The sequence below is a fragment of the Variovorax sp. Varisp46 genome, assembly GCF_059491885.1.
The window spans coordinates 2,643,930-2,668,662 of the sequence record NZ_CP168515.1 but is presented as its reverse complement, the minus strand read 5'-3'; the positions used below and the strand labels follow the sequence as shown (position 1 = coordinate 2,668,662).

24 protein-coding genes, 1 pseudogene and 1 riboswitch are annotated in these 24,733 nt (G+C 67.3%); of the genes and pseudogenes, 19 read left to right on the top strand and 6 right to left on the bottom strand.

The features are described from left to right. The first annotated feature begins 130 nt into the window (after positions 1-130). Positions 131-769, top strand: coding sequence for a maleylacetoacetate isomerase (maiA, locus tag ACEN9N_RS12660; RefSeq protein WP_007833091.1), 639 nt, complete (start codon positions 131-133; stop codon positions 767-769). Positions 770-774: 5 nt separating this feature from the next. Beyond that, positions 775-1,536 carry a peptidoglycan editing factor PgeF gene (gene pgeF / locus ACEN9N_RS12655; protein WP_495656185.1) on the top strand — a complete coding sequence of 254 codons (762 nt, stop codon included), beginning with the start codon at positions 775-777 and terminating at the stop codon, positions 1,534-1,536. On the opposite strand, the gene ACEN9N_RS12650 is transcribed toward pgeF, so the two are convergent. Further along, positions 1,465-1,791, bottom strand: coding sequence for a hypothetical protein (locus ACEN9N_RS12650; RefSeq protein ID WP_495656378.1), 327 nt, complete (start codon positions 1,789-1,791; stop codon positions 1,465-1,467). The two genes, pgeF and ACEN9N_RS12650, sit on opposite strands and share 72 nt — an antisense overlap. A 113-nt stretch (positions 1,792-1,904) precedes the next feature. Between ACEN9N_RS12650 and phaC the strand changes: the two genes are divergently transcribed. Next, positions 1,905-3,656 (top strand): class I poly(R)-hydroxyalkanoic acid synthase, encoded by a 1,752-nt coding sequence (gene phaC / locus ACEN9N_RS12645; protein WP_007833098.1) that lies wholly within the window; start codon positions 1,905-1,907, stop codon positions 3,654-3,656. Between the two features lie 43 nt (positions 3,657-3,699). Then, the gene (locus tag ACEN9N_RS12640; RefSeq protein ID WP_007833100.1) at positions 3,700-4,878 is read left to right on the top strand and encodes an acetyl-CoA C-acetyltransferase; all 1,179 of its coding nucleotides are present in this window, start codon (positions 3,700-3,702) and stop codon (positions 4,876-4,878) included. 30 nt (positions 4,879-4,908) lie between these two features. On the opposite strand, the gene ACEN9N_RS12635 is transcribed toward ACEN9N_RS12640, so the two are convergent. Continuing rightward, the gene (locus tag ACEN9N_RS12635; RefSeq protein WP_495656184.1) at positions 4,909-5,541 is read right to left on the bottom strand and encodes a glutathione S-transferase family protein; all 633 of its coding nucleotides are present in this window, start codon (positions 5,539-5,541) and stop codon (positions 4,909-4,911) included. Between the two features lie 28 nt (positions 5,542-5,569). Between ACEN9N_RS12635 and yghU the strand changes: the two genes are divergently transcribed. Together yghU and ACEN9N_RS12625 are read left to right on the top strand one after the other, a co-directional pair. Continuing rightward, positions 5,570-6,451, top strand: a complete 882-nt coding sequence (yghU, locus tag ACEN9N_RS12630; protein WP_413312768.1) for a glutathione-dependent disulfide-bond oxidoreductase — start codon at positions 5,570-5,572, stop codon at positions 6,449-6,451. Continuing rightward, positions 6,448-7,038, top strand: a complete 591-nt coding sequence (locus ACEN9N_RS12625) for an NADPH-dependent FMN reductase (protein WP_413312770.1) — start codon at positions 6,448-6,450, stop codon at positions 7,036-7,038. The genes yghU and ACEN9N_RS12625 overlap by 4 nt, the downstream gene beginning before the upstream one ends. A gap of 442 nt (positions 7,039-7,480) precedes the next feature. Here ACEN9N_RS12625 and ACEN9N_RS12620 read toward each other — a convergent pair whose 3' ends face one another. After that, positions 7,481-8,392 (bottom strand): LysR family transcriptional regulator, encoded by a 912-nt coding sequence (locus ACEN9N_RS12620; RefSeq protein WP_056599545.1) that lies wholly within the window; start codon positions 8,390-8,392, stop codon positions 7,481-7,483. Between the two features lie 110 nt (positions 8,393-8,502). Between ACEN9N_RS12620 and ACEN9N_RS12615 the strand changes: the two genes are divergently transcribed. From ACEN9N_RS12615 to ACEN9N_RS12595, 5 genes are read left to right on the top strand one after another with little or no spacing between them, the layout of a single operon-like run. Continuing rightward, positions 8,503-9,483 carry a tripartite tricarboxylate transporter substrate binding protein gene (locus ACEN9N_RS12615; protein WP_495656183.1) on the top strand — a complete coding sequence of 327 codons (981 nt, stop codon included), beginning with the start codon at positions 8,503-8,505 and terminating at the stop codon, positions 9,481-9,483. A 10-nt stretch (positions 9,484-9,493) separates the two neighbouring features. Beyond that, positions 9,494-10,390, top strand: coding sequence for an HTD2 family dehydratase (locus ACEN9N_RS12610; protein WP_495656182.1), 897 nt, complete (start codon positions 9,494-9,496; stop codon positions 10,388-10,390). Positions 10,391-10,405: 15 nt separating this feature from the next. Continuing rightward, entirely contained in the window at positions 10,406-11,587 is a 1,182-nt protein-coding gene (locus ACEN9N_RS12605) for a CaiB/BaiF CoA transferase family protein (protein ID WP_413312776.1), read from the top strand. A gap of 2 nt (positions 11,588-11,589) precedes the next feature. Beyond that, a complete protein-coding gene (locus ACEN9N_RS12600) occupies positions 11,590-12,441 on the top strand; it encodes an HpcH/HpaI aldolase/citrate lyase family protein (protein ID WP_495656181.1) in 852 nt (283 codons plus the stop codon). Positions 12,442-12,470: 29 nt separating this feature from the next. Beyond that, positions 12,471-13,475 (top strand): tripartite tricarboxylate transporter substrate-binding protein, encoded by a 1,005-nt coding sequence (locus ACEN9N_RS12595; protein ID WP_413335364.1) that lies wholly within the window; start codon positions 12,471-12,473, stop codon positions 13,473-13,475. Positions 13,476-13,480: 5 nt separating this feature from the next. Here the strand turns inward: ACEN9N_RS12595 and ACEN9N_RS12590 are convergent. Together ACEN9N_RS12590 and ACEN9N_RS12585 are read right to left on the bottom strand one after the other, a co-directional pair. Continuing rightward, a pseudogene (locus ACEN9N_RS12590) lies at positions 13,481-14,002 on the bottom strand (CinA family protein). Continuing rightward, the gene (locus ACEN9N_RS12585; RefSeq protein WP_495656180.1) at positions 13,999-14,646 is read right to left on the bottom strand and encodes a DJ-1/PfpI family protein; all 648 of its coding nucleotides are present in this window, start codon (positions 14,644-14,646) and stop codon (positions 13,999-14,001) included. The pseudogene ACEN9N_RS12590 and the gene ACEN9N_RS12585 overlap by 4 nt, the downstream one beginning before the upstream one ends. A gap of 203 nt (positions 14,647-14,849) precedes the next feature. On the opposite strand from ACEN9N_RS12585, the gene phbB reads away from it, so the two are divergent. The 3 genes from phbB to ACEN9N_RS12570 all read left to right on the top strand — a co-directional run bounded on the left by phbB (position 14,850) and on the right by ACEN9N_RS12570 (position 18,939). Further along, positions 14,850-15,587: an acetoacetyl-CoA reductase gene (gene phbB, locus ACEN9N_RS12580; protein WP_007833119.1), complete on the top strand. Its 738-nt coding sequence runs from the start codon at positions 14,850-14,852 to the stop codon at positions 15,585-15,587. A 129-nt stretch (positions 15,588-15,716) separates the two neighbouring features. Next, complete coding sequence (locus ACEN9N_RS12575; protein WP_413312781.1) at positions 15,717-17,060, top strand: dicarboxylate/amino acid:cation symporter; 1,344 nt, start codon at positions 15,717-15,719, stop codon at positions 17,058-17,060. A 172-nt stretch (positions 17,061-17,232) separates the two neighbouring features. Beyond that, positions 17,233-18,939, top strand: coding sequence for a cation:proton antiporter domain-containing protein (locus tag ACEN9N_RS12570; protein ID WP_495656179.1), 1,707 nt, complete (start codon positions 17,233-17,235; stop codon positions 18,937-18,939). An 11-nt stretch (positions 18,940-18,950) separates the two neighbouring features. Here the strand turns inward: ACEN9N_RS12570 and ACEN9N_RS12565 are convergent, their stop codons facing one another. After that, the gene (locus ACEN9N_RS12565) at positions 18,951-19,355 is read right to left on the bottom strand and encodes a hypothetical protein (protein ID WP_413312784.1); all 405 of its coding nucleotides are present in this window, start codon (positions 19,353-19,355) and stop codon (positions 18,951-18,953) included. Between the two features lie 154 nt (positions 19,356-19,509). Between ACEN9N_RS12565 and ACEN9N_RS12560 the strand changes: the two genes are divergently transcribed. The 5 genes from ACEN9N_RS12560 (at position 19,510) to ACEN9N_RS12540 (ending at position 24,699) form a co-directional block, all read left to right on the top strand. After that, positions 19,510-19,731 carry a hypothetical protein gene (locus tag ACEN9N_RS12560; RefSeq protein WP_007839105.1) on the top strand — a complete coding sequence of 74 codons (222 nt, stop codon included), beginning with the start codon at positions 19,510-19,512 and terminating at the stop codon, positions 19,729-19,731. 88 nt (positions 19,732-19,819) lie between these two features. Next, positions 19,820-20,097: riboswitch (cobalamin riboswitch) on the top strand. A 129-nt stretch (positions 20,098-20,226) separates the two neighbouring features. Then, a complete protein-coding gene (locus tag ACEN9N_RS12555; RefSeq protein ID WP_495656178.1) occupies positions 20,227-22,413 on the top strand; it encodes a TonB-dependent receptor in 2,187 nt (728 codons plus the stop codon). An 11-nt stretch (positions 22,414-22,424) separates the two neighbouring features. Continuing rightward, positions 22,425-22,709, top strand: a complete 285-nt coding sequence (locus tag ACEN9N_RS12550) for a hypothetical protein (RefSeq protein WP_495656177.1) — start codon at positions 22,425-22,427, stop codon at positions 22,707-22,709. Between the two features lie 3 nt (positions 22,710-22,712). Next, positions 22,713-23,948 carry a PepSY domain-containing protein gene (locus ACEN9N_RS12545; RefSeq protein ID WP_495656176.1) on the top strand — a complete coding sequence of 412 codons (1,236 nt, stop codon included), beginning with the start codon at positions 22,713-22,715 and terminating at the stop codon, positions 23,946-23,948. Positions 23,949-24,021: 73 nt separating this feature from the next. Continuing rightward, positions 24,022-24,699 carry an energy-coupling factor ABC transporter permease gene (locus ACEN9N_RS12540; protein ID WP_413312789.1) on the top strand — a complete coding sequence of 226 codons (678 nt, stop codon included), beginning with the start codon at positions 24,022-24,024 and terminating at the stop codon, positions 24,697-24,699. Positions 24,700-24,733 lie beyond the last annotated feature (34 nt).

The window sequence follows — 24,733 nt, the reverse complement described above, 5'->3', positions numbered from 1 at the left end:
CCTTTTCAGCGAAACCTAAGCGGGAGACCGGCAGTGTGCCAGAGGCGGGAGGTCCACAATAGAAGCCGGCCAGAACGGCGCGCTGAAGGGCCATGCCGCGCCCGTGACGGAGCGCTATGCTTGGGAAATCATGAAGCTGCACAACTACTTCCGTTCCTCCTCCTCGTTCCGCGTGCGCATCGCCCTCAACCTGAAGGGCCTCGATTTCGAGTACATCCCCGTGCACATCGCGCGCGGCGACCATCGCACCGGCCCTTACTCCGCCATCTCGGCCGACATGCTGGTGCCCCTGCTGGAGGACGAGGGCGAGCGCTTCTCGCAATCGATGGCGATCATCGAATACCTCGACGAAGTGCACCCCGAGCCGGCGCTGCTGCCGACCGATCCGGTGGGCCGCGCCCACGTGCGCGCACTGTCGCAGTCGATCGCCTGCGAGATCCATCCGCTCAACAACCTGCGCGTGCTCAAGTACCTCGTGAAAGAGCTGAAGCTCGACGATGCGGCCAAGAACGCCTGGTACCGCCACTGGGTGCGCGACGGCATGCTGGCCTTCGAGCGCCAGCTTGCGCAGCACCCAGCCGGCATCTACTGCTGGGGCAACACACCCACCATGGCCGATTGCTGCCTGGTGCCGCAGATCTTCAACGGCCGCCGCTTCGACTGCGACTTCAGCGGCCTGCCGCGCACCATGGCCGCCTTCGAGGCCTGCATGGAGCTCGACGCCTTCCAGCGCGCGCAGCCCTCGCAGGCGCCCGACGCGGAAGCCTGAGCCCCATGAACGAGCGCTGGCTCGTCCCCGACTGGCCCGCGCCGCCGAACGTGCGGGCCGTGTGCACCACGCGCGACGGCGGGGTTTCGCTGGGGCGCTACGAGAGCCTGAACCTCGGCGACCACGTGGGCGACGAGCCCGCGCATGTGGCGGAGAACCGGAACCGCTTGCGCGCGGCCATCGGAGCGGGTCCGGTCTTCCTGCAGCAGGTGCACGGCACCGGCGTCGTCTCGCTCGACGCCGCACAGGACGCGGTGCGCGACGGCACCGTTGGCGATGCCTGCACGGCCACTGCCGGCGGCCTGGCCTGCACGATCATGGTGGCCGACTGCCTGCCCGTGCTCTTCACCGACGAAGCGGGCCACCGCGTCGCGGCCGCGCATGCCGGCTGGCGCGGGCTCGCGGGCGGTGTGCTCGAACAGGCCGCCAAGGCCTTCGAGGCCGATGGCGCGGCCCGCGTCATCGCCTGGCTGGGCCCGTGCATCGGGCCCAAGGCCTTCGAGGTCGGCCCCGAGGTCAGGGCTGCCTTCGAGGCGCATGCGCCCGAAGCGGCGTCCTGCTTCAGGCCCGCGGCTGCCACCGGGAAATGGCTGGCCGACCTGCCCGCACTGGCGCGCCAGCGGCTGCGCGCGGTGGGTATCGAGGCCGTCCATGGCAACGACGGCAGCGACGGCTGGTGCACCGTCGCCAATCCCTCAAGGTTCTTTTCGCACCGGCGGGACAGCGTCAGCGGCCGCTTCGCCGCCCTGGTCTGGAAGACGGCCTGAGCCTGCGACCGGCGGCGCCGCTTTCTCGGTTGCTGCACGCCGGGCGGCTTCCTGTGCCTCGGCCTCGCGTTGCCTCATCGCGCGGCGGCGACCCGGAGTGCCCATCAGGTAAACCACCAGTACCACCGGCACCAATCCGTACAAAAGAAATGTGAAGATGGCGCCCAGCACCGTGCCTGTGGTGTTGGTGGCCTCGGCCACCGCCATCATCAGGGCGACGTACAACCAACCGATGACGATCAGATGGATAAACACAAGTAGTTTCAGTTGGTAAGCAAGGAAGCGGCGTTGTGAGGGTCCCGTGAAATGCAGGATACTCAAAACACGCAAGCCATCCGTTTCGACTCAGGCGAGGACCAGGAGACATGATGAAGCAACAAGCCACGGGGGCCGATGCGTTCGCGCCCTTCCAGCAGGCAATGACCGAGGGATGGACCCAGGCGCTGGAAGCTTTCCGGCAGTCCGCCGCGCAAGGGGCTTCGGCCTTCAACGGCGGCGGCACGCCGCTATGGCAATTGCCGCAGGCCGCGAAGATGCCCGAGCTGCCAAAATTCTCCATCGACCCCGAAAAGCTCCAGTCCATCCAGCAGCAGTACATGGCGGAAGCCACCGAACTCTGGCGCCAGGGCTTCGGCGCCAAGCCCGAAGGCGACAAGCGCTTCGCTGGCGACGCCTGGGGCCGCAACCCGCTGTCGGCCTTCTCGGCGGCCGTGTACCTGCTCAATGGCCGCACCATGCTCGGCATGGCCGAGGCCATCGACGCCGACGAAAAGACCAAGGCGCGCCTGCGCTTCGCGGTCGAGCAATGGATGGCGGCCTCGTCGCCCAGCAACTCGCTGGCCTTCAATGCCGAAGCGCAGAAGAAGGCCATCGACACGCAGGGCGAGAGCATCGCCAAAGGCATCCAGAACCTGCTGCACGACATGAAGCAGGGCCACGTCAGCATGACCGACGAGAGCGCCTTCGAGGTGGGGCGCAACGTGGCCACCACCGAAGGCGCCGTGGTGTTCGAGAACGAGTTCTTCCAGCTGCTCGAATACAAGCCGCTCACCCCCAAGGTGTACGAGCGGCCGTTCCTGCTGGTGCCGCCGTGCATCAACAAGTTCTACATCCTCGACTTGCAGCCCGAGAACTCGCTGATCCGCTATGCGAACGAGCAGGGCCACCGCGTGTTCGTGGTGAGCTGGCGCAACCCCGACGAGTCGATGGACAAGGCCACCTGGGACGACTACATCGAGAACGCCGCCATCAAGGCGATCCACACGGTGCAGGAGATCAGCGGGAGCAACCAGATCAACACGCTGGGCTTCTGCGTGGGCGGCACCATCCTGAGCACCGCGCTGGCCGTGCTCGCGGCGCGCGGCGAGAAGCCGGCCGCATCGGTCACGCTGCTGACCACCTTCCTCGATTTCAGCGACACCGGCATCCTCGACATCTTCGTGGATGAGCAGATGGTGGCGTACCGCGAAATGCAGCTCGGCAAGGGCGGACTGCTGCCGGGCGGCGACCTGGCCTCGACCTTCAGCTTCCTGCGGCCCAACGACCTCGTGTGGAACTACGTGGTCGGCAACTACCTGAAGGGCGAAACCCCGCCTCCCTTCGACCTGCTGTACTGGAACAGCGACGCGACCAACCTGCCGGGCCCGTTCTATGCCTGGTACCTGCGCAACACGTACCACGAGAACAAGCTGGCCAAGCCGAATGCGCTGACGGTATGCGGGCAGAAGATCGACCTGGGCAACATCGACATCCCGGCCTACATCTACGGCTCGCGCGAAGACCACATCGTGCCCATCGGCGGCGCGTATGCTTCTACGCAACTGTTGCCGGGCAAGAAGCGTTTCGTGATGGGCGCCTCGGGCCACATCGCAGGCGTGATCAACCCGCCCGCCAAGAAAAAGCGCAGCCACTGGATCCGCGACGACGGCAAGTTCCCGAAGACGCAGGCCGAATGGCTCGCCGGCGCGCAGGAGCATCCCGGCAGCTGGTGGACCGACTGGGCACAATGGCTCAAGGGCCACGCGGGCAAACAGATCCCCGCGCCCAAGGCTTACGGCAACGGCAAGGCTTACAAGGCCATCGAGCCGGCGCCGGGCCGCTACGTCAAGGCTCGCGCCTGATCCCTCTCACCTCGAATTTCAGATCACTTCAACGGAGAACCTCATGGAAGACATCGTCATCGTTTCGGCTGCACGCACGGCGGTCGGCAAGTTCGGCGGCTCGCTCGCCGGCATTCCCGCCACCGAGCTGGGCGCCCTCGTGATCAAGGAAGTGATTGCCCGCGCGAACCTCACGGCCGAACAGGTCGGCGAGGCCATCATGGGCCAGGTGCTGGCGGCCGGCGCCGGCCAGAACCCCGCGCGCCAGGCGTGGCTCAAGAGCGGCGGCGCCAAGGAGACGCCGGCGCTCACCATCAACGCCGTGTGCGGCTCGGGCCTGAAGGCCGTGATGCTGGCGGCCCAGGCCGTGGCCACGGGCGACAGCGAGATCGTCATCGCCGGCGGCCAGGAAAACATGAGCGCAGCGCCCCACGTGCTGCCCAACTCGCGCAACGGCCAGCGCATGGGCGACTGGAAGATGGTCGACACCATGATCGTGGACGGCCTGTGGGACGTCTACAACCAGTACCACATGGGCATCACGGCCGAGAACGTGGCCAAGAAGTACGAAATCAGCCGCGCCGCGCAGGACGAGCTGGCCCTGGGCAGCCAGACCAAGGCCGCCGCCGCGCAGGACGCCGGCAAGTTCAAGGACGAGATCGTCGGCGTGAGCATTCCGCAGAAGAAGGGCGATCCCGTCGTCTTCGACAAGGACGAATTCATCAACCGCAAGACCAACGCCGAAGGCCTGGCCGGCCTGCGTCCCGCCTTCGACAAGGCCGGCGGCGTGACCGCGGGCAATGCCTCGGGCCTGAACGACGGGGCTGCCGCCGTGATGGTGATGACTGCCAAGAAAGCAGCCGCGCTCGGCCTGAAGCCGCTGGGCCGTATCGCCAGCTACGCCACCGCCGGCCTCGATCCGGCCATCATGGGCATGGGCCCGGTGCCTGCATCGACCAAGGCGCTGCAGCGCGCGGGCTGGAAGGCGGCCGACCTCGACCTGCTCGAGATCAACGAAGCCTTCGCCGCGCAGGCCTGCGCCGTGAACCGTGAAATGGGCTGGGACGTGAACAAGGTGAACGTCAACGGCGGCGCCATCGCCATCGGCCACCCCATCGGCGCGTCGGGCTGCCGCATCCTGGTGACGCTGCTGCACGAAATGCAGCGCCAGAACGCCAAGAAGGGCATTGCCTCGCTGTGCATCGGCGGGGGCATGGGCGTGGCGCTGACCATCGAGCGCTGATCCACAGCGTCCGGCGCGCCGTCGTGCCGCTCAGCGCGACATCGACGGGCGCTGCGCCATCGCAGCGCGCCAGCGCAGCAGCTCGGGGTGCTGTTCCCCGGGCTTGACCCGTACCACGCGGGCAAAGTCCACCGCCACCACGGCGGTGATGTCGGCCAGGCTGAACCGGTCGGTGGCGACGAACTCGCGGCCGGCCAGCCGTTCGTTCAGCGTCTCGAAGAAATGCTGTACACGTGCCAGCCCGCGCTGTGCCAGCTCGGGAATCTGCGCATAGTCCGCAGGGCCGGGCAGCGCCCGATTGGCCATGGCCGGCGAACCGTTGCGCAGCGTCTCGGCAATGGCCAGCAGGCCTTCGAATTCGATGCGCCAGTTCCAGTTGGCGATCTCGGCCTTTTCCTTGGGCGTGCGGCCCATCAGCGGTGGCTCCGGGTAGCGGGCCTCCAGCCAGGCCGCGATGGCGGCGTTGTCGGTCAGCAGCCCGTCTTCCTCGGTGCGCAGCGCGGGCACCGTGCATTGCGGGTTGATCGCGCGGTAGGCTGCACCCAATTGCTCACCATGTGCCAGGTCGACCTGCACCGTTTCATGGGCAATGCCCTTTTCGGCAAGCAGGATGCGGGCGCGCCGCGGACTCGGCGCGGTGGCGCAGTCGTAGAGAATGATCATCGTCTGTCCAACTCCTGGAACTCATCGCATGAATGGCACGACAGCCTATACGCCGCCCACCGTCTGGTCCTGGGACAAGGAAAGCGGCGGCCGCTTCGCGAACATCAATCGCCCGATCGCGGGCGCCACGCACGAGAAGGACCTGCCGGTGGGGCGACATCCGCTGCAACTCTATTCGCTGGCAACGCCCAATGGCGTGAAAGTGACGGTGATGCTCGAAGAACTGCTGGCGCTCGGCCACACCGGCGCCGAGTACGACGCCTGGCTGATCCGCATCAGCGACGGCGACCAGTTCGGCAGCGGCTTCGTGGCGGTGAACCCGAATTCCAAGATCCCCGCGCTGATGGACCGCAGCGGCGCTACGCCCATCCGCGTGTTCGAGTCCGGCGCGATCCTGCAGTACCTGGCCGAGAAGTTCGGCAATGCCTTTCTGCCGACCGAGCGGGCAGCCCGCGCCGAATGCCTGTCGTGGTTGTTCTGGCAGATGGGCAGCGCGCCCTACCTGGGCGGCGGCTTCGGGCACTTCTATGCCTATGCGCCAACGAAGATCGAATACGCGATCGATCGCTTCGCCATGGAGACCAAACGCCAGCTCGACGTGCTCGACCGCCGGCTGGCCGAGAGCCGCTACCTGGCGGGCAGCGAGTACACCATTGCCGACATGGCCGTCTGGCCCTGGTACGGCACGCTCGCCAAGGGGCAGCTGTACGAGGCGGGCGAGTTCCTCCAGGTGGGCGAGTACAGGAACGTGCTGCGCTGGACCGACGAGATCGCGCAGCGCCCGGCGGTGCAGCGCGGCCGCATGGTCAATCGCGCCTGGGGCCAGCCTTCGAGCCAGCTGCACGAGCGCCACGATGCAGGCGACTTCGGGACCCGCACCCAGGACAAGCTCGAAACGGAACAGCGATGAGCGACAGGATCCTGGTCTTCTACGGTTCGTACCGTTCCGATCGCATGGGCGTGCGCCTGGCGGACTATGTCGTCTCCGGCCTTCGCGCGCGGGGCGACGATGTGGAGTTGGTGGACGCGAAGGTGGTCGACCTGCCCATGCTCGACCGCATGTACAAGGAATATCCCAGGGGCACCGCGCCGGCGGCGATGGAAGCGCTGGCCGAAAAGATCCGCACGGCCGATGCCTTCGTCTTCGTTACCGGCGAATACAACTGGGGTCCGCAGCCGGGCCTGAAGAACCTGACCGACCATTTTCTCGAAGAGTGGTTCTGGCGGCCCGCGGCCATCGCGAGCTATTCGGCGGGGCGCTTCTCGGGCGTGCGCTCGGGCACGGTGTGGCATTCGATCCTGTCGGAGATGGGCATGGTCGTCGTGTCGAGCACGCTCGCGGTTGGCCCGATCTCGCAGACGTTGGACGCGGCCGGCAAACCGACCGGGCCGGCGGGTGAATCGCTCGAGCGCTCGTTCGACCGCTTTGCGGACGACTTGGCGTGGTGGACCGAAGCGGCGCGTGCGCAACGTGGGCGCAAGGCACCGCCGTACTGAGCGGCAGGCCCGGCGAAGCACTTTGTTCACCGCCCATTTTTTGGGCAAAGTGATTAATTTCTTTGTAAAACAACAGCTTATGAGCCTTTTACAAGGCTCCTCATGAGTTATCCCCAAAGTTGTGCACTGAAAATGGGGACGACATCAGGTTTTCTTGATTCGGGCGTAAGTCACTGATCCGATGGGGCTTTCTGCCCTCCAGAAATTGGAGGAAAGTTCTCTTCATCGCCGTTTTCAGGCCCATCGGGACCGTTTTGCCCGCTCAGGTTGTTCACCGCCCAAATTTTGAGCAAACTAAGGATTACCCTTGTAAAACAATGACTTAAATCTGTTTTACAAGGCTCCTCGTGAGTTACCCCCAAAGTTGTCCACGGAAAATGGGGACGGGATCGGCTTGTTCGGCAATCGCCTGCAAGTCCTCTGTTTTTCGGGGGTGCCGCGCTCAGTTTTCTTCGGCCTGTTGTTCGGCGTAGTGCCGGCACAAGGTTTCGACCAGCGCCTGCGCATAGACCGGCAGCGCCGCCCGGTTCCGCACCAGCAGATACCGCTCGCGCACGCACCACGCATCGCTGAGATCGATCAGCGCGAGCTGCATGCTCTCCTGGTTGCGCCGCGCCGCCGACTCTGGCACCACGCCAATGCCCACGCCGCTGCCGATCATCCGGCACATCGCGTCGAAGCTGCCGAGCTGGATGCGCAGCTTCTGCCGCTTGCCGAGGTTGTCTGTGATCTGCGCCAGGAAGGTCTGCAGCGTGCTGCCCTGCTGCATGCCGATGGCATCCTCGTCGAGCGTCTCGGCGAAGGCGATCCTGCGGCGCTTCGCGAAGCGGTGCTTGCGCGATGTGACGAGCACCAGCCGGTCGGTGCTGAAGTGGATCGCCTCCAGGCCTAACGTGTCGACGCGGCCTGCGACGATGCCGATGTCGGCGCGGCCGTCGAGCACGCCGCGCGGGATCTGAGCATTCGGTTTTTCCTGAAGGTCGACGTTGATGCGCGGGTTGTGCGCGAGGAAGCCGGGCAGGATTTCGGGCAGGAAATCGGTCACCGCCGTGGTGTTGGCGAACACGCGCAGGTGGCCGCGCAGCCCGCCGCCGTATTCGAGCAGGTCGGCGCGCAGCTGCTCGGTCTGGTGCAGCACGAGGCGCGCATGGTGCAGGAAGGCTTCGCCCGGCGGCAGCAGCCGCACGCCGCGGGCTTCTCGCTGCAACAGCTGAAGGCCCGCCTGTGTTTCCAGCGCCTTGATGCGCGCACTCGCGGCGGCCAGCGACAGGTGCTGGCGTTCGGCGGCCCGAGTGAGGTTGCCGAGTTCGGCCGTGGCCACGAACAGCCGCAGGTCGGTGAGATCGAAAAGCATGAGGCGATGTTATGCGCCGAGCCTTCGGAAATGCAGAAGGCTGGGTTCCGAAATCGCAGATTGCGCGCAGGAGGAGGGCGAACGACCATGCGGCCATGGAGACACCACACATGAGATTCCGCCTACGTGCGCTGCTGTCGCTGGCTGCGGCAGCGCTTCTGATCCCGACGGGCGCGGCGAGCGCCCAGCCGTATCCCTCGCGCCCCATCACATTGGTCGTGCCGCAGGCCGCCGGAGGCACCAACGACATCGTCGGGCGCCTCGTGGGCCAGAAGCTCGGCGAGGTGATGAACAGCGCCAGCGTGGTGGTCGACAACCGTCCCGGTGCGGGCGGCAACATCGGTACGCAGCTCGTCGCCAAGGGGCCGAAGGACGGCTACACGCTGCTCATGACCATCAGCAGCAGCCAGGCGATCAACCCGGCGCTGTACAGGAACCCGGGCTTCGACCCGGTAAAGGACTTCAAGCCCGTCGGCCTGATCGGCGCGGTGCCCAACGTGCTGCTGGTCAACCCCACCTTCCCGGCGAAGGACTTCGCGGAGTTCCTGAAGCTCGCACGGCAGAAGGGTGCCAACTACCAGTACGCCTCGGCCGGCAACGGCACGCTCAACCACCTGCTCGGCGAAATGCTCAACAGCATGGCCGGCATCTCGCTGCAGCACGTGCCGTACAAAGGCGTGGCGCCCGCGCTCAACGACGTGCTGGGCGGGCAACTGCCGATCGTGTTCGCGAGCCTGCCTTCTGCGCTCTCGCACATCAAGGCCGGCAAGCTGCGCGCGCTGGCCGTGAGCGGCGACAAGCGCTCGGCCGTGCTGCCCGACGTGCCGACCATCGCCGAGGCGGTGCCAGGCTACAACGGCACATTGTGGATCGGCCTGTTCGCACCCGCAGGCGTGCCGGCCGACGTGCTGGCGGCGCTGCAGGACGCCACGCGCAAGGCGCTCGCCTCGAAAGACCTGCGCGACAAGCTCGAACAGCAGGGCGTCGAGATCGCGGCGCCGACTTCTCCCGAGCAGTTCGCGGCGCTGCTGCAGGGCGATCTCGCAAAGTGGGCGCGCATCGTCAAGGCCTCAGGCGCTGCGGTCGACTGAAGGAAGCCCCATGAGCAACGACAACCGCACGGCGCCTTCCATGATCGACAGCGATGCGCTGGCCAGGCTGCAGGCCTGGCAGGGCCGCAGCGAAACGCTGGCCGACGACATTACCGCCGCACCCGTGCGCGCGCTCTCCGCGACGCTCGATCGCGACGATCCGCTGCCGCAGGCCGGCACGCGCCTGCCCGAGCTGTGGCACTGGCTCTACTTCCTGCCGCACCATCGCCAGTCCGAGATCGGCGACGACGGCCATGCGAAACGCGGCGGCTTCCTGCCGCCCGTGCCGCTGCCGCGCCGCATGTGGGCCGGCGGGCGGCTCAACTGGGAGGCGGGCAATCCGCTGCGGGTCGGCGACAAGGTGGAGCGCACCTCGACCATCGCCTCGGTCACGCACAAGGCGGGCCGCACCGGCGAACTGGTATTCGTGCTCGTGCGCCATGAGGTGCGCAACGAGCGCGGCCTCGCGCTGACCGAGGAGCACGACATCGTCTACCGCGCCGCCGCCGCGCCTGGCGAGAAGGCCCCGCCGCCCACGCCCGCGCCGAAAGACGCTGCCTTCAGCCGCGACATCGCGCCCGACGACGTGCTGCTGTTCCGCTACTCCGCGCTGACCTTCAACGGCCACCGCATCCACTACGACCGCCGCTACGTGACGCAGGTCGAGGGCTACCCGGGCCTGATCGTGCATGGCCCGCTGATCGCGACGCTGCTGGTCGACCTGCTTCGCCGCAACGTGCCGGGCGCGCTGCTCGCGCGCTTCGAATTTCGCGCCGTGCGCCCGACCTTCGACATCGCGCCGTTCCGCGTGCACGGCAAGCCGGACGCCGATGGAAAGACATTCAGCCTCTGGGGCGAGGACGCCGACGGCTGGCTCACGATGCAGGCCACGGCCGTACTCGCCTGACAGGAGAAGGAACACATGACAAGACCCCTGGACGGCATCACCGTCATCTCGCTCGAACACGCGATTGCCGCACCGTTCTGCACCCGCCAGCTGGCCGACCTCGGCGCCCGAGTCATCAAGGTGGAGCGCCCCGAGGTAGGCGACTTCGCGCGGGCCTACGACGCCCGCGTGGCCGGCGAGGCCTCGCACTTCGTGTGGGTGAATCGCTCAAAGGAAAGCCTCACGCTCGACCTCAAGCAGCCCGCCGCGCTCGCGGTCCTGCAGGAGCTGCTGGCCGGCGCCGACGTGCTGGTGCAGAACCTCGCACCCGGGGCCTCGGCGCGCATGGGGCTCGGCGCCGAGGCGCTGCAGGCGAAGCATCCGCGGCTCATCGTCTGCGACATCTCGGGCTACGGCGAAGACGGCCCGTACCGCGACAAGAAGGCCTACGACCTGCTGATCCAGAGCGAAGCCGGCTTCCTGTCGGTCACGGGCACGCCCAACGATCCGTGCAAGTCGGGCAACTCCATCGCCGACATCGCAGCGGGCATGTATGCGTACACCGGCATCCTCGCGGCGCTGCTGCAGCGCGGCAAGACCGGCAAGGGCTCGCACATCGACGTGTCGATGCTCGAATCGCTCGCCGAGTGGATGGGTTATCCGATGTACTACGCGTACGAAGGCGCGGCGCCGCCGCCACGCAGCGCCGCTTCGCACGCGACCATCTATCCCTATGGCCCGTTCCCCGCCGGCGATGGCGGCACGGTGATGCTGGGCCTGCAGAATGAACGCGAATGGCGCACCTTCTGCGAGAAGGTGCTGCTGCAGACCGGGCTCGCGGCCGATGCGCGCTTCGACAGCAATGCGCGGCGCAACGACAACCGCGAGGCTCTGCGCTCAATCATCGTCGAGACCTTCGGCGCGCTGAGCACCGCGCAGGTGCTGGAACGGCTCGACGCGGCGCAGATCGCCAACGCCCGCATGAACGACATGGCCGGGCTGTGGGCCCATCCGCAGTTGCAGGCACGCGAGCGCTGGCGGCAGGTGGGGTCTCCGGCCGGAAACATCCCGGCCCTGCTGCCGGCCGGCCGGCAGAGCGCGTTCGACTACCGCATGGACCCGATCCCGGCGGTGGGCGAGCACTCCGACGCCATCCTGCGCAGCCTCGGCCGCAGCGAGGCGGACATCGCGGCGCTGCGCGAGGCAGGGGCGGTGTGAGCGTGCCATTGGCTCCGCTTGCTCTCGCGCGCGCCTTTCTCTTCGTGCCGGCCGACCGGCCCGAGCGCCATGCGCGGGCACTGGCGACCGGTGCGGGCGGCGTGATCGTCGATCTCGAAGACGCGGTGGCGCCCGAGCGCAAGGTGGCGGCGCGCGAGGCGCTCGCCGCCTCGTTCGCCAAGCTGCCCGAGATCGACCGGCAACGCCTGCTGGTGCGCATCAATGCCGCCGGCACGCCGTGGCATGAAGACGATTGCGCGCAGGTCGGCGCACTGGCGGCGCAAGGCTTGATTGCCGGCGTCGTGCTGCCCAAGGCGGAGCGCGCGGCTCATCTGTCCAGGATTGCGGAAGCCATCGGCCCGAAGGGCGTGCTGGTGCCGTTGATCGAGTCGGCCGAAGGCCTGTCGGCGGTCGATGAGCTCGCGGCTGGCCCGCAGGTGCTGCGCCTGGCGTTCGGCAACCTGGATTTCCAGGCCGACCTCGGCCTGGCCTGCGATGCGGACGAAGCCGAACTCGTGCCGGTGCGCCTCGCGCTGCTGCTGGCCTCGCGCCGCGCCGGCCTGCCCGCGCCCATCGACGGCGTGACGCCCGACTGGCGCGATGCGCCAAGGCTTGCGGCCGACACCGCACGCGCCCGGCGCGGCGGCTTCGGCGCCAAGCTGTGCATCCACCCCGATCAGGTCGCGCCGGTGCACGCCGCGCTCGGCCCGAGCGCCGACGAAGTGGCATGGGCCCGCCGCGTGATCGATGCCGTGCGCGCAGCCGGCGGCGGAGTCGTCAGCCTGGACAGCCGCATGGTCGACGCGCCCGTGGTGCGCCTGGCCGAACGCCTGCTCGCGCTCGAACATCCGTAAATAAATAACCCCCAGAAGGAGACAACGAAGTGACAGCAACGAAGACCTGGAAATCCAAGGCCCTGCTCGCGGCCGCGGCGAGCGCCTGCCTGCTTGCCTTTCAATCACCGGCGGCCGCACAGGCTGCGTGGCCCGACAAGCCCGTCACCCTGGTCGTGCCGTACTCCGCCGGCGGCCCGACGGACGTGGTGGCGCGCATGCTGGCCATTCCCATGGGCAAGTCGCTGGGCCAGACCGTGATCGTCGAGAACACGGTGGGCGCGGGCGGCACCATCGCGCCCACGCGGGTGGCCAAGGCGGCGCCCAACGGCTACACCATCCTGATCCATCACATGGGCATGGCCACCGCGCCCGCGCTCTACAAGAAGCTCAACTACGACCCGTTGAAAGATTTCGAATACATCGGCCAGGTGATGGACGTGCCGATGACGCTGCTGTCGCGCAAGGACTTCCCCGCCAACAACTACCAGGAGCTGCTGGCTTACGTGAAGGCCCACAAGGACAAGGTGACGCTGGCCAATGCGGGCGTGGGCGCGGTGTCGCAGCTGTGCGGCCTGCTGTTCATGAACCAGATCGGCGTTCAGCTGACCACCGTGCCCTACAAGGGCGCGGGCCCGGCGCTCAACGACCTCATGGGCGGGCAGGTCGACCTGCTGTGCGACCAGACCACGCAGACCGCGCCGGTCATCAAGGACGGCAATCGCGTGAAGGTGTTCGGCGTGACCACGCCAAGGCGGCTGTCGAGCATGCCGACCATTCCCACGCTCGACGAACAGGGGCTCAAGGGCTTCGACGTGAAGGTGTGGCACGGCATCTACGCGCCCAAGGGCACGCCGCCCGCAGTGCTCGAGAAGCTCAACGTCGCCCTGCGCGCCGCGCTGCAGGACGACATGGTCAAGCACCGGCTGGCCGAACTCAGCTCGGAGATCGTGCCGCTCGACAAGCAGACGCCGGAAGGCCTGCGCACGCACCTCGCGGCGGAGATCGAGAAATGGGGCAAGGTGATCCGCGCAGCGGGCGTGCAGGCGGATTGAATCTCTCAGGCGGGCGGTGTCTGCGGCTGCGCCCGCAGCGTCTCGTCGAACAGCGCGAGCAGGTGGCGCGCGAACACCTCCATGTTCCTCGGACGGTCCGTGTCGCCGGTCTCGATAGTCCGGCTCACCGTGACCCCACCGACCACGGCGACGCACACGTGTCCCGGCGCATCGCCATACGGACTGCCCGACGGGCCGGCCGCACCGCTTTCGGCGATGCCCCAAGTCGTGTGATGGGTGTCGCGCACCCGGCCTGCCACGAGCCGGGCGTAGGGCTCGGTTTCCCCGCGCATGCCGGCCATGTCTTCCGCGGTCAGGCCCAGCAGCGCGCGGCCGGCGCGCCGCTAATAGACGACCGCGCCGCCGCGGAAGTAGGCCGATGCACCGGGAATGGCGAGCAGAGCGGCAGACACGAGGCCGCCGGCCGAAGACTCGACGACCGACACCGTCTGGCCCCGCGCGCGCAGCGTTTCGCCGACGCGCGCGGCCAGGACGGACAGAAGTTCGGGCGGGGGAACGGCGCTCATGGCGTCTTGAAGGGCGTGCCCGGACGCGTCACGTAGGCCGGCGCGCGCTCGTGGCTCGCGGTACTGCCGTATACCGTATCCGCCGGGTAATACTCGGCCTGCAGCTGCACCCGGGCGGCGGCTTCATCGCCGGCGGTGTGGGCGATGAAGGCCAGCATCAGATCGGTACCGGCCGATACCCCCGCCGATGTCCAGACGTTGCCGTCCTGCACGAAGCGCTGCTCGATCACCTTCACGTCGCCCAGTGCGCGCAGGCGGTCCAGCGATCCCCAGTGCGTGGTAGCGGTCTTGCCCGAGAGCAGCCCGGCCGCGTGCAGCACGAAGGCGCCGGTGCATACCGACATCAGCGTTTGGCATCCCGGCGCCTGGTCGGCGAGGAAACGGGTCATTGCGGGATTGTCGACCTCGCGTCGCGTGCCCATGCCGCCGGGCACCAGCAGATGATCGAGCGGCGGGCAGTCAGCGAAGGACACGTGCGGGTTGATGGACAGCCCCTTGGCGCAGACCACCGGTTCGCGCTTTTCGGCCACGATCAGGCAATGCTCGGGACCGCCGGCCAGCTTGCTCCACATGGTGAGCATTTCCCAGGGGCCGACAAAGTCGAGTTCCTCGACCTCGGGGAAGACGATGATCCCGAAATTCATACTTTCGACTCCTTGGTAATAAGGTTGGCGATGACGCTTGCGCGAGAGCGTACAGATGCGAGGATAGAGCCCGGGCACGAAGGTCGCTTCGTGACAGCTGGTTGCAAGCTCGGCTCAGTGTTTTCCTCAGAGGACCACGGCTTGAAACTCGCTAGAGTGAAGGCGGCCGTTCAGGCTTTTGCTATGTACATAAAGGAAATCTCATGAGCAAGAAAGTTGCATATGTCACCGGGGGCATGGGTGGCATCGGAACTGCCATCTGCCAGCGTCTGCACAAGGACGGGTTCACCGTGGTCGCCGGATGCGGCCCCACGCGCGACCACGCCAAGTGGCTGGCCGAACAGAAGGCCGAAGGCTTCGAGTTCCATGCGTCGGTCGGCAATGTCGGCGACTGGCAATCCACCGTCGAGGCCTTCTCCGCCGCCAAGGCCGCGCACGGCCCGATCGACGTGCTGGTCAACAACGCCGGCATCACGCGGGACCGCATGTTCCTGAAGATGACGCCCGAGGACTGGAGCGCGGTGATCGAGACCAACCTCAACAGCATGTTCAACGTCACCAAGCAGGTGGTGGGCGACATGGTCGAGAAGGGCTGGGGCCGCATCATCAACATCAGCTCGGTCAACGGCGCCAAGGGCCAGGCGGGCCAGACCAACTACTCGGCGGCCAAGGCCGGCATGCACGGCTTCACCATGGCGCTGGCGCAGGAGCTGGCCAGCAAGGGCGTGACGGTCAACACCGTGAGCCCGGGCTACATCGGCACCGACATGGTCAAGGCCATCCGACAGGAAGTGCTCGACAAGATCGTCGCCACCATCCCGGTCAAGCGCCTGGGCGAACCGAGCGAAATCGCCTCCATCATCGCGTGGCTCGCCACCGACGAGGGCGGCTACAGCACGGGGGCCGACTTCTCGGTCAACGGCGGCCTGCACATGCACTGAGCATGCGGACCTGTACCTGATCGACAAGACCCGCTTCGGCGGGTTTTTTCATTTCATCGATGCGGGTTCCACGGATAGAAAGCGGCCGATATGCGTCCTACAGTTTCCAAACCCTCCGGAAGGCAAGCCATGGAAAGCACAACAATCACACCCGCCAGAAAGCTCCCGATCTACCGTTCCCTCTACGTGCAGGTGATCACCGCGGTGATCATCGGCGTGCTGCTCGGCTACTTCTACCCGGCGACGGGTGAGGCGATGAAGCCGCTGGGCGACGGCTTCATCAAGCTGATCAAGATGATCATCGCGCCGATCATCTTCTGCACGGTGGTGGTGGGCATCGCCGGCATGGAGGACATGAAGAAGGTAGGCAAGACCGGCGGGCTGGCGCTGCTGTACTTCGAGATCGTCAGCAGTATCGCGCTGCTGGTCGGCCTGGTGCTGGTGAACCTGCTCAAACCCGGCGCCGGCATGAACATCGACCCGGCCACGCTCGACACCAAGAGCATCGCGGCCTACACCGGCCCTGGCAAGATGACCGGCACGGTCGACTTCCTGCTCAACGTCATTCCGAGCACGGTGGTCGACGCCTTCGCCAAGGGCGAGATCCTGCAGGTGCTGCTGATCGCGGTGCTGTTCGGCTTCGCGCTGCACCGCTTCGGCGGTCGCGGCACGCTGGTGTTCGACGTGATCGAGAAAGGCTCGCACGTGCTCTTCGGCATCGTCAACTACATCATGAAGCTCGCGCCCATCGGCGCCTTCGGTGCGATGGCATTCACCATCGGCAAGTACGGCCTGGGCAGCCTGTTCTCGCTCGGCAAGCTGATGGGCACCTTCTACCTGACCTGCCTGCTGTTCATCTTCGTGGTGCTGGGGCTCATCGCGCGCTTCCACGGCTTCAGCATCTGGAAGTTCATCAAGTACATCAAGGAAGAGCTGCTGATCGTGCTGGGCACGTCGTCGAGCGAGTCGGTGCTGCCGCGCATGATGGAGAAGATGGAGAACCTGGGCGCCAACAAGACCTGCGTGGGCCTCGTCATTCCCACCGGCTACTCGTTCAATCTCGACGGCACGTCGATCTACCTGACCATGGCGGCCGTGTTCATCGCACAGGCCACCAACACGCCGATGACGCTCACGCAGGAGATCACCCTGCTGGCCGTGCTGCTGCTCACCTCGAAGGGCGCAGCCGGCGTCACGGGCAGCGGCTTCATCGTGCTGGCGGCCACGCTGTCGGCCGTGGGCCATGTGCCGGTGGCGGGCCTCGCGCTGATCCTGGGCATCGACCGCTTCATGTCGGAAGCCCGCGCGCTGACCAACCTGATCGGCAACGGCGTCGCCACCATCGTGGTGGCCAAGTGGACCCATGAGCTCGACGAGACACGGCTGCAGGCTGGACTCAACAACGAGAGCTGGGTCGAGGCGCAGGAACCCGAGGCGCTCGACGCGGCGCGCAGCAGCAAGATGGCTGGTTGAGGCTGAACTTTTTGCATATGTGATTCGGGGGTGCTCACGCCGACGGGGGACATTCGCGCAGGGGAGCACCCGGTGGCCTGTGCACGCCCCCCGAAGAAGAGTCCGAAAAAGAGCCCCTCAAAGAAGGCCGTGTGAAATAAAAGGCCAGACATCGTTCCTGCAGAATGCAGCGATGCCCCACAGCGTCTCCCTCATCAACACGATAGCCGCCGGCCTGGGGCTGGCGCTCGTGCTCGGGTTCCTGGCAGCCAGGCTGCGGCTGCCGGCGCTGGTCGGCTACCTGCTGGCCGGCGTGATCATCGGCCCGTTCACACCGGGCTTCGTGGCCGACGCAGGCATTGCCGCGCAGCTTGCCGAAATCGGCGTGATGCTGCTGATGTTCGGCGTCGGCCTTCATTTTTCCCTCGACGACCTGCTGGCCGTGCGCAAGATCGCGCTGCCCGGTGCGCTCGCGCAGATCGCCGTGGCCACGTTGCTCGGCGGCGGGCTCGCCCTGTGGTGGGGCTGGAGCCCCGGCGCGGCGCTGGTGTTCGGGCTGGCATTGTCGGTGGCCAGCACCGTCGTGCTGCTGCGCGCACTCGAAAGCCTGGGCATCCTCGATTCCTTCACCGGCCGTATCGCCGTCGGCTGGCTCGTGGTCGAAGACCTGGCCATGGTGCTGGTGCTCGTGCTGCTGCCGCCGCTGGCGGGCGCGCTGGGCGGCCAGAGCGCGCAGGCCGGGCCGGGCGATCCGCTGTGGCAGACGCTGGGCCTCACGCTGCTGCAGGTCGGCGGTTTCGTCGCGCTGATGCTGGTGGTCGGGCGGCGCGTGTTCCCGTGGATCCTCTGGCAGGTCGCGCGCACCGGCTCGCGCGAACTGTTCACGCTGTGCGTGGTGGCCGCCGCCGTGAGCATCGCCTTCGCCTCGGCGGCGCTGTTCGGCGTGTCCTTCGCGCTGGGTGCTTTCTTTGCCGGCATGGTGATGCGCGAGTCGCAGTTCGCCCATCGCGCGGCGCAGGAGTCGTTGCCGCTGCGCGATGCCTTCGCAGTGCTGTTCTTCGTGTCGGTCGGCATGCTGTTCGATCCCTCGGTGCTGATCGAGCGGCCGCTGCAGGTGTTGGCGGTGGTGCTCGTCATCGTGCTGGGCAAGTCGCTCGCGGCTTGCGCGCTGGTGCTGGTGTTTCGATACCCGCTGGGCACCGCGCTCACGGTGAGCGCCAGCCTCGCGCAGATCGGCGAGTTCTCGTTCATCCTGGCCGGGCTGGGCGTATCGCTGGGCCTGCTGCCGGTGGAAGGGCAGAGCCTGGTGCTGGCGGGCGCGCTGATCTCCATTGCCACCAACCCGCTGTGGTTCAGCCTGATCGTGCCGATGCAGAAGTGGCTGCACGCCCATTCCTCCTTCGCGCGCGGACTCGAATCGCGCGATGACCCGCTGGCCGAACTGCCCATGACCACCGAGGCGAAATACCTCTCGCGGCAGGTGGTGCTCGTGGGCTACGGCCGCGTGGGGCGCCGCATCGCGGCCGAACTCGACGCGCACGACATCCCGTATGTGGTGGCCGAGCAGAACCGCGAACTGGTCGAGAGGCTGCGCGAGGCCGGTACGCCGGCCGTGTGGGGCGACGCGGCCGATCCGGCCGTGCTGATCCAGGCGCACATCGCGCGTGCCCGCGTGCTGGTGGTGGCCACGCCCGACGCCATGAACGTGCGCCAGATGATGGGGACGGCCCGCACGCTCAACCCCACCATCCAGACCGTGATTCGCAGCCACAACGAGCAGGAGGCCCGGCTGCTCACGCAGGAGACTTCCGCCACCGTGTTCCTGGGCGAACAGGAACTGGCCCAGGCCATGGCGCGCGACGTGGTCCAGCGGGCCGTGTCGATGGCCGTGCCGGCTTGACGCCCGTGCCGTCAGAGGTCTTCGATGACCAGCGTGCGGTATCGCTGGGCGATGGAATAGGGCACCGTGCGCACCAGTTCCATCAGGCGTTCGGCCGTCGCGCTGTCGCGGGTCCTGACCAGCAGGCCGGTGTGGCCTTCGTTCGCCAGCTTGGTATAGGCGCGTACGGTCGCGGCATCGGTGCCGGCGGACGGCAACGGATCGTCGGAGCTCTTCACGGTCGGGGTGATCTCGGCCAGCACCGTTTGCGCGGGAAGCAGGTAGACCTCGTCCCCACTCATGCCTTTTTCGATCAGGCGGTGACCGATGCGGTTGGCATCTTCTGCGCTTGGAAACATCACCATCGAGTAGCCGGTCGGGTAAAAGGCGCCGCCGATGCTCGACCGCATGTTCGGTTCAAGAGTGAAATGCTTCATGATGCCTCCTGGCTCTTTTGAGGTTCTTCGAAGATCCCTGACTACAACATTAGGCCGCGCGCGGGTCGGGCTCTGTAGGAGAACCCCGAAAGCACTGTCAACCGCATGCGTTCCCCGCCCATTCAGGACAGACCATCCCGTCACGCCCATTTCCATGTCCTTATCAAGAAACGTCGCACTCACCGTCCATGAACTGGAAGCGGGCGAGTTCTATTGGGTGCTGATGGAGGCGGTCGACGACACGCCGGGCGAAACCTCCCACGTCTACATGCCGCTGGAGGCCGCCCAGGATCCCTACGCCACCTACTCGAATGCGCTGGTGGCGGGCGTGGCCGTGCTGCGGCGGCTGTTCGGGCCCGACGGGAAGCCCGCCTGAAGTTCTCGGCGCAATGCGGCTTGCCGCAGGCCGTTCCCTATAATCCCGCCCGCCCTGGTGTGTCAGTTCTTATGAACTGACTTGCGCCAGGCAACACGGTTCGAAGGTGCCCCGCACGCCATGTGATGGCCACGGGGTTAAACGGGAAGCAGGTGCGCCGCGTCGATCTTGACGCGTCAATTCCTGCGCTGCCCCCGCAACGGTCGGCGGATCTGGAAACCCTCACGCCCATGCCTGCTTCCACGCAGGCATGGGCAGCCACTGCGCATCGGCGTGGGAAGGCGAGGGTTTCGGCCGCGGTGTGCATCCAACAGCACACCGCGGCGCTCCGCGAGCCCGGATACCGGCCTTCGCAATCGCCTTCGGACGCTGCGGGAGTGCGTGTCCGGGCCTGCCGCCTCGCGCTCGCGCGGACCGCCGCAGTCCCTTCGCCTCTTCCGTTGCGTCCTCTATCGGTCGGGAGCCTGCGGGGACGCAGGTCGCAGGAGAGATCAAATGGGTCAGCAAGCATCGCCGGCGCGCGATTGCATGGGTACGCCGCTGCGTTGGGCGCGCCTTTCGGGTTTCTCATTGGGCTTGGGGCTGGCCTTCGGGCCTTCCGCCGGCTTCGCGCAATCGCCGGATGAAGCGGCCGGCAGCGGCCATGGTTTGAGGCCGGTGCAGGTCGAGGCCGAGCGGCACACGCCGCTGGCCATCGACGAACCCTCGTACACCGGCAGCCGCCTCGGCCTCTCCCCGCTGGAAACGCCGGCCAGCATCGAGGTGCTGACGGGCGACACCATCCGCGCGCGCGGCGACGTCTCGGTGATCGACGCCGCTACCCGCGCCACCGGCATCACCGGCTCGCCCGGCCCCGGCAACGGCGGCACCGCCATGGCCGCGCGCGGCTTCTCGGGCCACGGCTCGGTGATGCAGCTGTTCGACGGCACGCGCCTGTATGCGGGCGCGGGCACCGTCACCTTTCCGTTCGACACCTGGTCGGTCGATCGCATCGAGGTGCTGCGCGGCGCGGCCTCGGTGATGTACGGCGAGGGCGCCATCGGCGGCGCGATCAACGTGGTGCCCAGGAAGCCCACGCGCGGCCCGATCCGCAACGAGGCGCTCGTTACGCTCGGCTCCGACGCCACCCGCCAGGTGGCCTTCGGCAGCGGCGGGGCGATCGACGACAGGCTCTCGTACCGCTTCGACATCAGCCACCGCGCCACCGACGGTTTCATGCAGCGCGGGGAGGCCGAGAGCCTCGCCGTGGGCGCGGCCGTGCGGCTCGACGTGTCGCCGCAGCTGCAGTTCACGCTGTCGCACGACGAAGGCAGCCAGTCGCCGCAGCGCTACTACGGCGTGCCGCTGATCGACGGCCGCCTGGGCAGCCAGACGCTGCGCCAGAACTACAACGTGGACGACGCCGAGATCAAGTACCGCGACAAGTGGACCCGGCTCGACGCGCAGTGGACGCCCAACGATGCCGTCACCGTGCGCAACCAGCTCTACCGGCTGGAGAGCAAGCGCCACTGGCGCAACAGCGAAACCTACACCTACAACGCCGCCACGCGGCGCGTGACGCGCGGCGACTACCTGGAGATCGGCCACGACCAGGAGCAGATCGGCAACCGCACCGACGCCACCTTCAGGCATGGTCTGTTCGGCCTGGCCAACCAGGTGCTGGTGGGCTTCGATGCGAACCGCATCGACTTCACGCACACCAACGACTCGCCCTATGGCGGCCGCTCGGTGGTCGACCCCTTCGTCTTCAACCCCGGCTACTACGCTTCGCCCGTGGCCTACACGCCGCGCTACAAGACCAGGACCAGCACCTACGCCTTCTTCGCCGAGGACAAGCTGGCCTTCAACCAGCAGTGGTCGGTGGTGGGCAGCCTGCGCTGGGATCACGCGAAGATCGCGCGCACCGACCTGTTGAACGCCGCCAACAGCTTCGGCAAGACCTTCGAGTACGCCACCGGCCGACTCGGCGTGGTCTATGCGCCCGATGTGTCGCAGTCTTTCTATGCACAGGTGGCGCGCGCGGCCGATCCGCTGGGCTCGCTGGTCACGACCTCGACTTCGCAGGCGGCCTTCGACCTCAGCACCGGCAGGCAGGTCGAGGTCGGCTACAAGCGCCAGCTGGCCGACAACCGCGGTGCCTGGACGGTGGCGGCCTATCGCATCGAGAAGAGCAAGCTGCTCTCGCGCGACGCGACCGACCCGACCATCACCCAGCAGATCGGCAAGCAGTCGTCCGAAGGCGTCGAGGCCACGCTCGACCTGGCATTGACATCCACGCTGAGGCTCGAAGCCAACGTCGCCAAGCTGCGTGCGCGCTACGACGACTTCAATGAGCTGGTCGGCCAGTCGCTGGTCTCGCGCACGGGCAACACGCCCACAGGCGTGCCCGAGGAGGCAGCCAACCTGTGGCTCAACTGGCGCTTCATGCCGCAGTGGGAAGCCGAGTTCGGCGTGCGCTACGTCGGCCCGCGCCAGGCCGACACGGCCAACTCGCGCAAGATCGGTTCCTACACGGTGGCCGACGCAGGCGTGAGCTGGCAGGCGAACCCGTCGCTCAAGCTCGCGCTGCGCGCCTACAACCTGGCGGACCGGCGCTATCCGGTGTCGTTCTCGAACGGCGGCAACCAGTGGCTGCTGGGGCGGCCGCGCTCGTTCGAGCTGTCGGCGCTGGTCAACTTCTGAGCAGTGCCCTCATGACCTCTGCATGGCGCCGCGCCTGGCCGCGAATTCGGCACTGGCTCTACTGGACGCATCGATGGCTGGGCATCGGCGGCTGCCTGCTGTTCGCCATGTGGTTCGTCTCGGGCGTGGTGATGATGTACGTGGGATATCCCAACCTCACGGACGAAGAGCGGCTGGCGGGGCTCGCGCCGCTGCGCTTCGGGCAGGCGGCGGTGTCGCCCGCTGCCGCGCTCGATCGACTACCCCAGCCGCCGCGGCGCATGGTGCTGGAGATGCAGGGCGGCGACAGCCCCTAACGGGTGTGGCGCATCGTCGATGCGCGCGGCGGCCGGCACACCGTCTCGGCGCGCGACGGCCATGTGCCCGGCCCGGTCGATGTCGCGCAGGCCCAGGCCATCGCGCGAGCTTTCTCGGGCCGTGCCGGCGCGCACTGGGCCGAGACGCTGGAGCGCGACCAGTGGACCGTGCCGCAGGGCCTGGACCCGCTGCGCCCGCTGCACCGCATCGAGGTCGGCGACGCGGCCGGCACCGAGCTGTATGTGTCCTCGCGCAACGGCGAGGTGGTGCGCGACACCTCGCGCTCGGAGCGTTTGTGGAACTGGCTGGGCTCCGTGCCGCACTGGATCTACTTCACGCCGCTGCGCGCCGATCCGCCGCTGTGGCACGACGTGGTGGTGTGGCTGTCGGGGGCGTGCATCGTCTCGGCCGTGACGGGCATCGTCATCGGCATCCTGCGGGTGCGCTTGCGGCGGCGATTCCGCAACGGCGCGGTCACGCCGTACACCGGCTGGATGGCGTGGCACCACATTGCAGGGTTGATCGGTGGCTTCTTCGTGCTGACGTGGATCGTCAGCGGCTGGCTGTCGATGAACCCCAATGGCTGGTTCCAGCGCGGACCGGTCGATGCGGCGGTGATGGCGCGCTACACGGGCGCCGGCACATCGCCGTTCCCATGGGCACCGGCTTCGCTGCAGACCGGCGAGGGCGCTGCCGCACCGCGCGAAGCCGTGCCGTTGTGGTTCGATGGCAAGCCGCTGCTGCAGCTGCGCGATGCGCAGGCCCACGTTCGCGTGATCGACGCTGCCACTGGCGCGATTGCGTCGATAAGCCGCGAAGACATCCTGCGCGCCGCCCCGCGCCTGCGGCCCGGATCGGCCGTCACGCAGGCCACGCTCCAGACCCGCGAGGACTTCCATTGGTACGGCCACCACCGCGAGCGCATCGTGCCCGTATGGCGGCTTCAGTTCGACGACTCCGCGCGCAGCTGGATCTACATCGATCCCGCGAGCGGGCAGGTCGTCGGCAGCAACGACAGCAATTCGCGCCTGCGCCGCTGGCTCTTCAACGCGGCGCACAGCCTCGACTTTCCCTGGCTCATCCAGTACCGGCCGGCCTGGGACATCGTGATGTGGCTGCTGTCGATCATCGGCGCCTTGGCCTCCGCCAGCGGCGTGGTGATCGGCTGGCGGCGGTTGCTGCGCAAGCCTCGCTCGTCGGCCGCGCCGGGAGCGCAGCCCGTGCTTCGGCGTTCATGACAGGGGCTTGCGCGAGCCGGCCCATCCACCAACAATCAACTTTCGCACTGCGGTGCATTTCAGGAGGTGCTCGATGCACATCGAACCAGGTCTCGTCGACGGATCCAAGATTTTCCTCAGCTATGCGACGGCGGCAGCCGCTCTTGCCTACACCGGCAAGGTCGCGTTCCAGATGCTCATGAAGGACGGGCCCGCCGCGCTGGTGCTGCGCTCCGCCATCGCGGTGGCGCTGGTGTTCTGCTTCTTCGAGGTGTTCCCGCACCATCCGGTGGGCGTGTCCGAGGTGCACCTGATCCTGGGCACCACGCTGCTGTTGGTGTTCGGGCTGGCGCCCGCGGCCATCGGGCTGGCGGGCGGGCTGCTCGTGCAGGGCCTGTTCTTCGAGCCGCAGGATCTGCCGCAGTACGGCATGAACGTCACCACGCTGCTGGTGCCGCTGTTCGCCACTTCCGCGCTGGCCCGCCGGATCATTCCCGAAAAGCTGGCCTACGTGGACATCGGCTACCAGCAGGCCTTCAAGCTCTCGGTGGCCTACCAGGGCGGCATCGTGGTCTGGGTCGGCTTCTGGGCGCTGTACGGACGCGGTACCGGGCTCGAGAACCTGGGCCAGATCGCCAGCTTCGGCGCGGCCTACATGACCGTCGTGCTTGTCGAGCCGCTGGTCGACCTGGGTGTACTGGCCGCCGCGAAGGGCTGGCGCCGTTTGCAAGGGACGGCCTTCGTCGAGCGCCGCTTGTACAGCAGCGTCTGACCCAAGCCCGGCGCCACTGCCTTGAGCACGCCTC

What these genes read in the sequence shown, in the direction of transcription:
- maiA (WP_007833091.1), top strand. Translation starts at nt 131, where the DNA reads ATGAAGCTGCACAACTACTTCCGTTCCTCCTCCTCGTTCCGCGTGCGC.
- pgeF (WP_495656185.1), top strand. Translation starts at nt 775, where the DNA reads ATGAACGAGCGCTGGCTCGTCCCCGACTGGCCCGCGCCGCCGAACGTG.
- phaC (WP_007833098.1), top strand. Translation starts at nt 1,905, where the DNA reads ATGAAGCAACAAGCCACGGGGGCCGATGCGTTCGCGCCCTTCCAGCAG.
- ACEN9N_RS12640 (WP_007833100.1), top strand. Translation starts at nt 3,700, where the DNA reads ATGGAAGACATCGTCATCGTTTCGGCTGCACGCACGGCGGTCGGCAAG.
- ACEN9N_RS12635 (WP_495656184.1), bottom strand. Translation starts at nt 5,541, where the DNA reads ATGATCATTCTCTACGACTGCGCCACCGCGCCGAGTCCGCGGCGCGCC.
- yghU (WP_413312768.1), top strand. Translation starts at nt 5,570, where the DNA reads ATGAATGGCACGACAGCCTATACGCCGCCCACCGTCTGGTCCTGGGAC.
- ACEN9N_RS12625 (WP_413312770.1), top strand. Translation starts at nt 6,448, where the DNA reads ATGAGCGACAGGATCCTGGTCTTCTACGGTTCGTACCGTTCCGATCGC.
- ACEN9N_RS12620 (WP_056599545.1), bottom strand. Translation starts at nt 8,392, where the DNA reads ATGCTTTTCGATCTCACCGACCTGCGGCTGTTCGTGGCCACGGCCGAA.
- ACEN9N_RS12615 (WP_495656183.1), top strand. Translation starts at nt 8,503, where the DNA reads ATGAGATTCCGCCTACGTGCGCTGCTGTCGCTGGCTGCGGCAGCGCTT.
- ACEN9N_RS12610 (WP_495656182.1), top strand. Translation starts at nt 9,494, where the DNA reads ATGAGCAACGACAACCGCACGGCGCCTTCCATGATCGACAGCGATGCG.
- ACEN9N_RS12605 (WP_413312776.1), top strand. Translation starts at nt 10,406, where the DNA reads ATGACAAGACCCCTGGACGGCATCACCGTCATCTCGCTCGAACACGCG.
- ACEN9N_RS12585 (WP_495656180.1), bottom strand. Translation starts at nt 14,646, where the DNA reads ATGAATTTCGGGATCATCGTCTTCCCCGAGGTCGAGGAACTCGACTTT.
- phbB (WP_007833119.1), top strand. Translation starts at nt 14,850, where the DNA reads ATGAGCAAGAAAGTTGCATATGTCACCGGGGGCATGGGTGGCATCGGA.
- ACEN9N_RS12575 (WP_413312781.1), top strand. Translation starts at nt 15,717, where the DNA reads ATGGAAAGCACAACAATCACACCCGCCAGAAAGCTCCCGATCTACCGT.
- ACEN9N_RS12570 (WP_495656179.1), top strand. Translation starts at nt 17,233, where the DNA reads ATGCCCCACAGCGTCTCCCTCATCAACACGATAGCCGCCGGCCTGGGG.
- ACEN9N_RS12565 (WP_413312784.1), bottom strand. Translation starts at nt 19,355, where the DNA reads ATGAAGCATTTCACTCTTGAACCGAACATGCGGTCGAGCATCGGCGGC.
- ACEN9N_RS12560 (WP_007839105.1), top strand. Translation starts at nt 19,510, where the DNA reads ATGTCCTTATCAAGAAACGTCGCACTCACCGTCCATGAACTGGAAGCG.
- ACEN9N_RS12555 (WP_495656178.1), top strand. Translation starts at nt 20,227, where the DNA reads ATGGGTCAGCAAGCATCGCCGGCGCGCGATTGCATGGGTACGCCGCTG.
- ACEN9N_RS12550 (WP_495656177.1), top strand. Translation starts at nt 22,425, where the DNA reads ATGACCTCTGCATGGCGCCGCGCCTGGCCGCGAATTCGGCACTGGCTC.
- ACEN9N_RS12540 (WP_413312789.1), top strand. Translation starts at nt 24,022, where the DNA reads ATGCACATCGAACCAGGTCTCGTCGACGGATCCAAGATTTTCCTCAGC.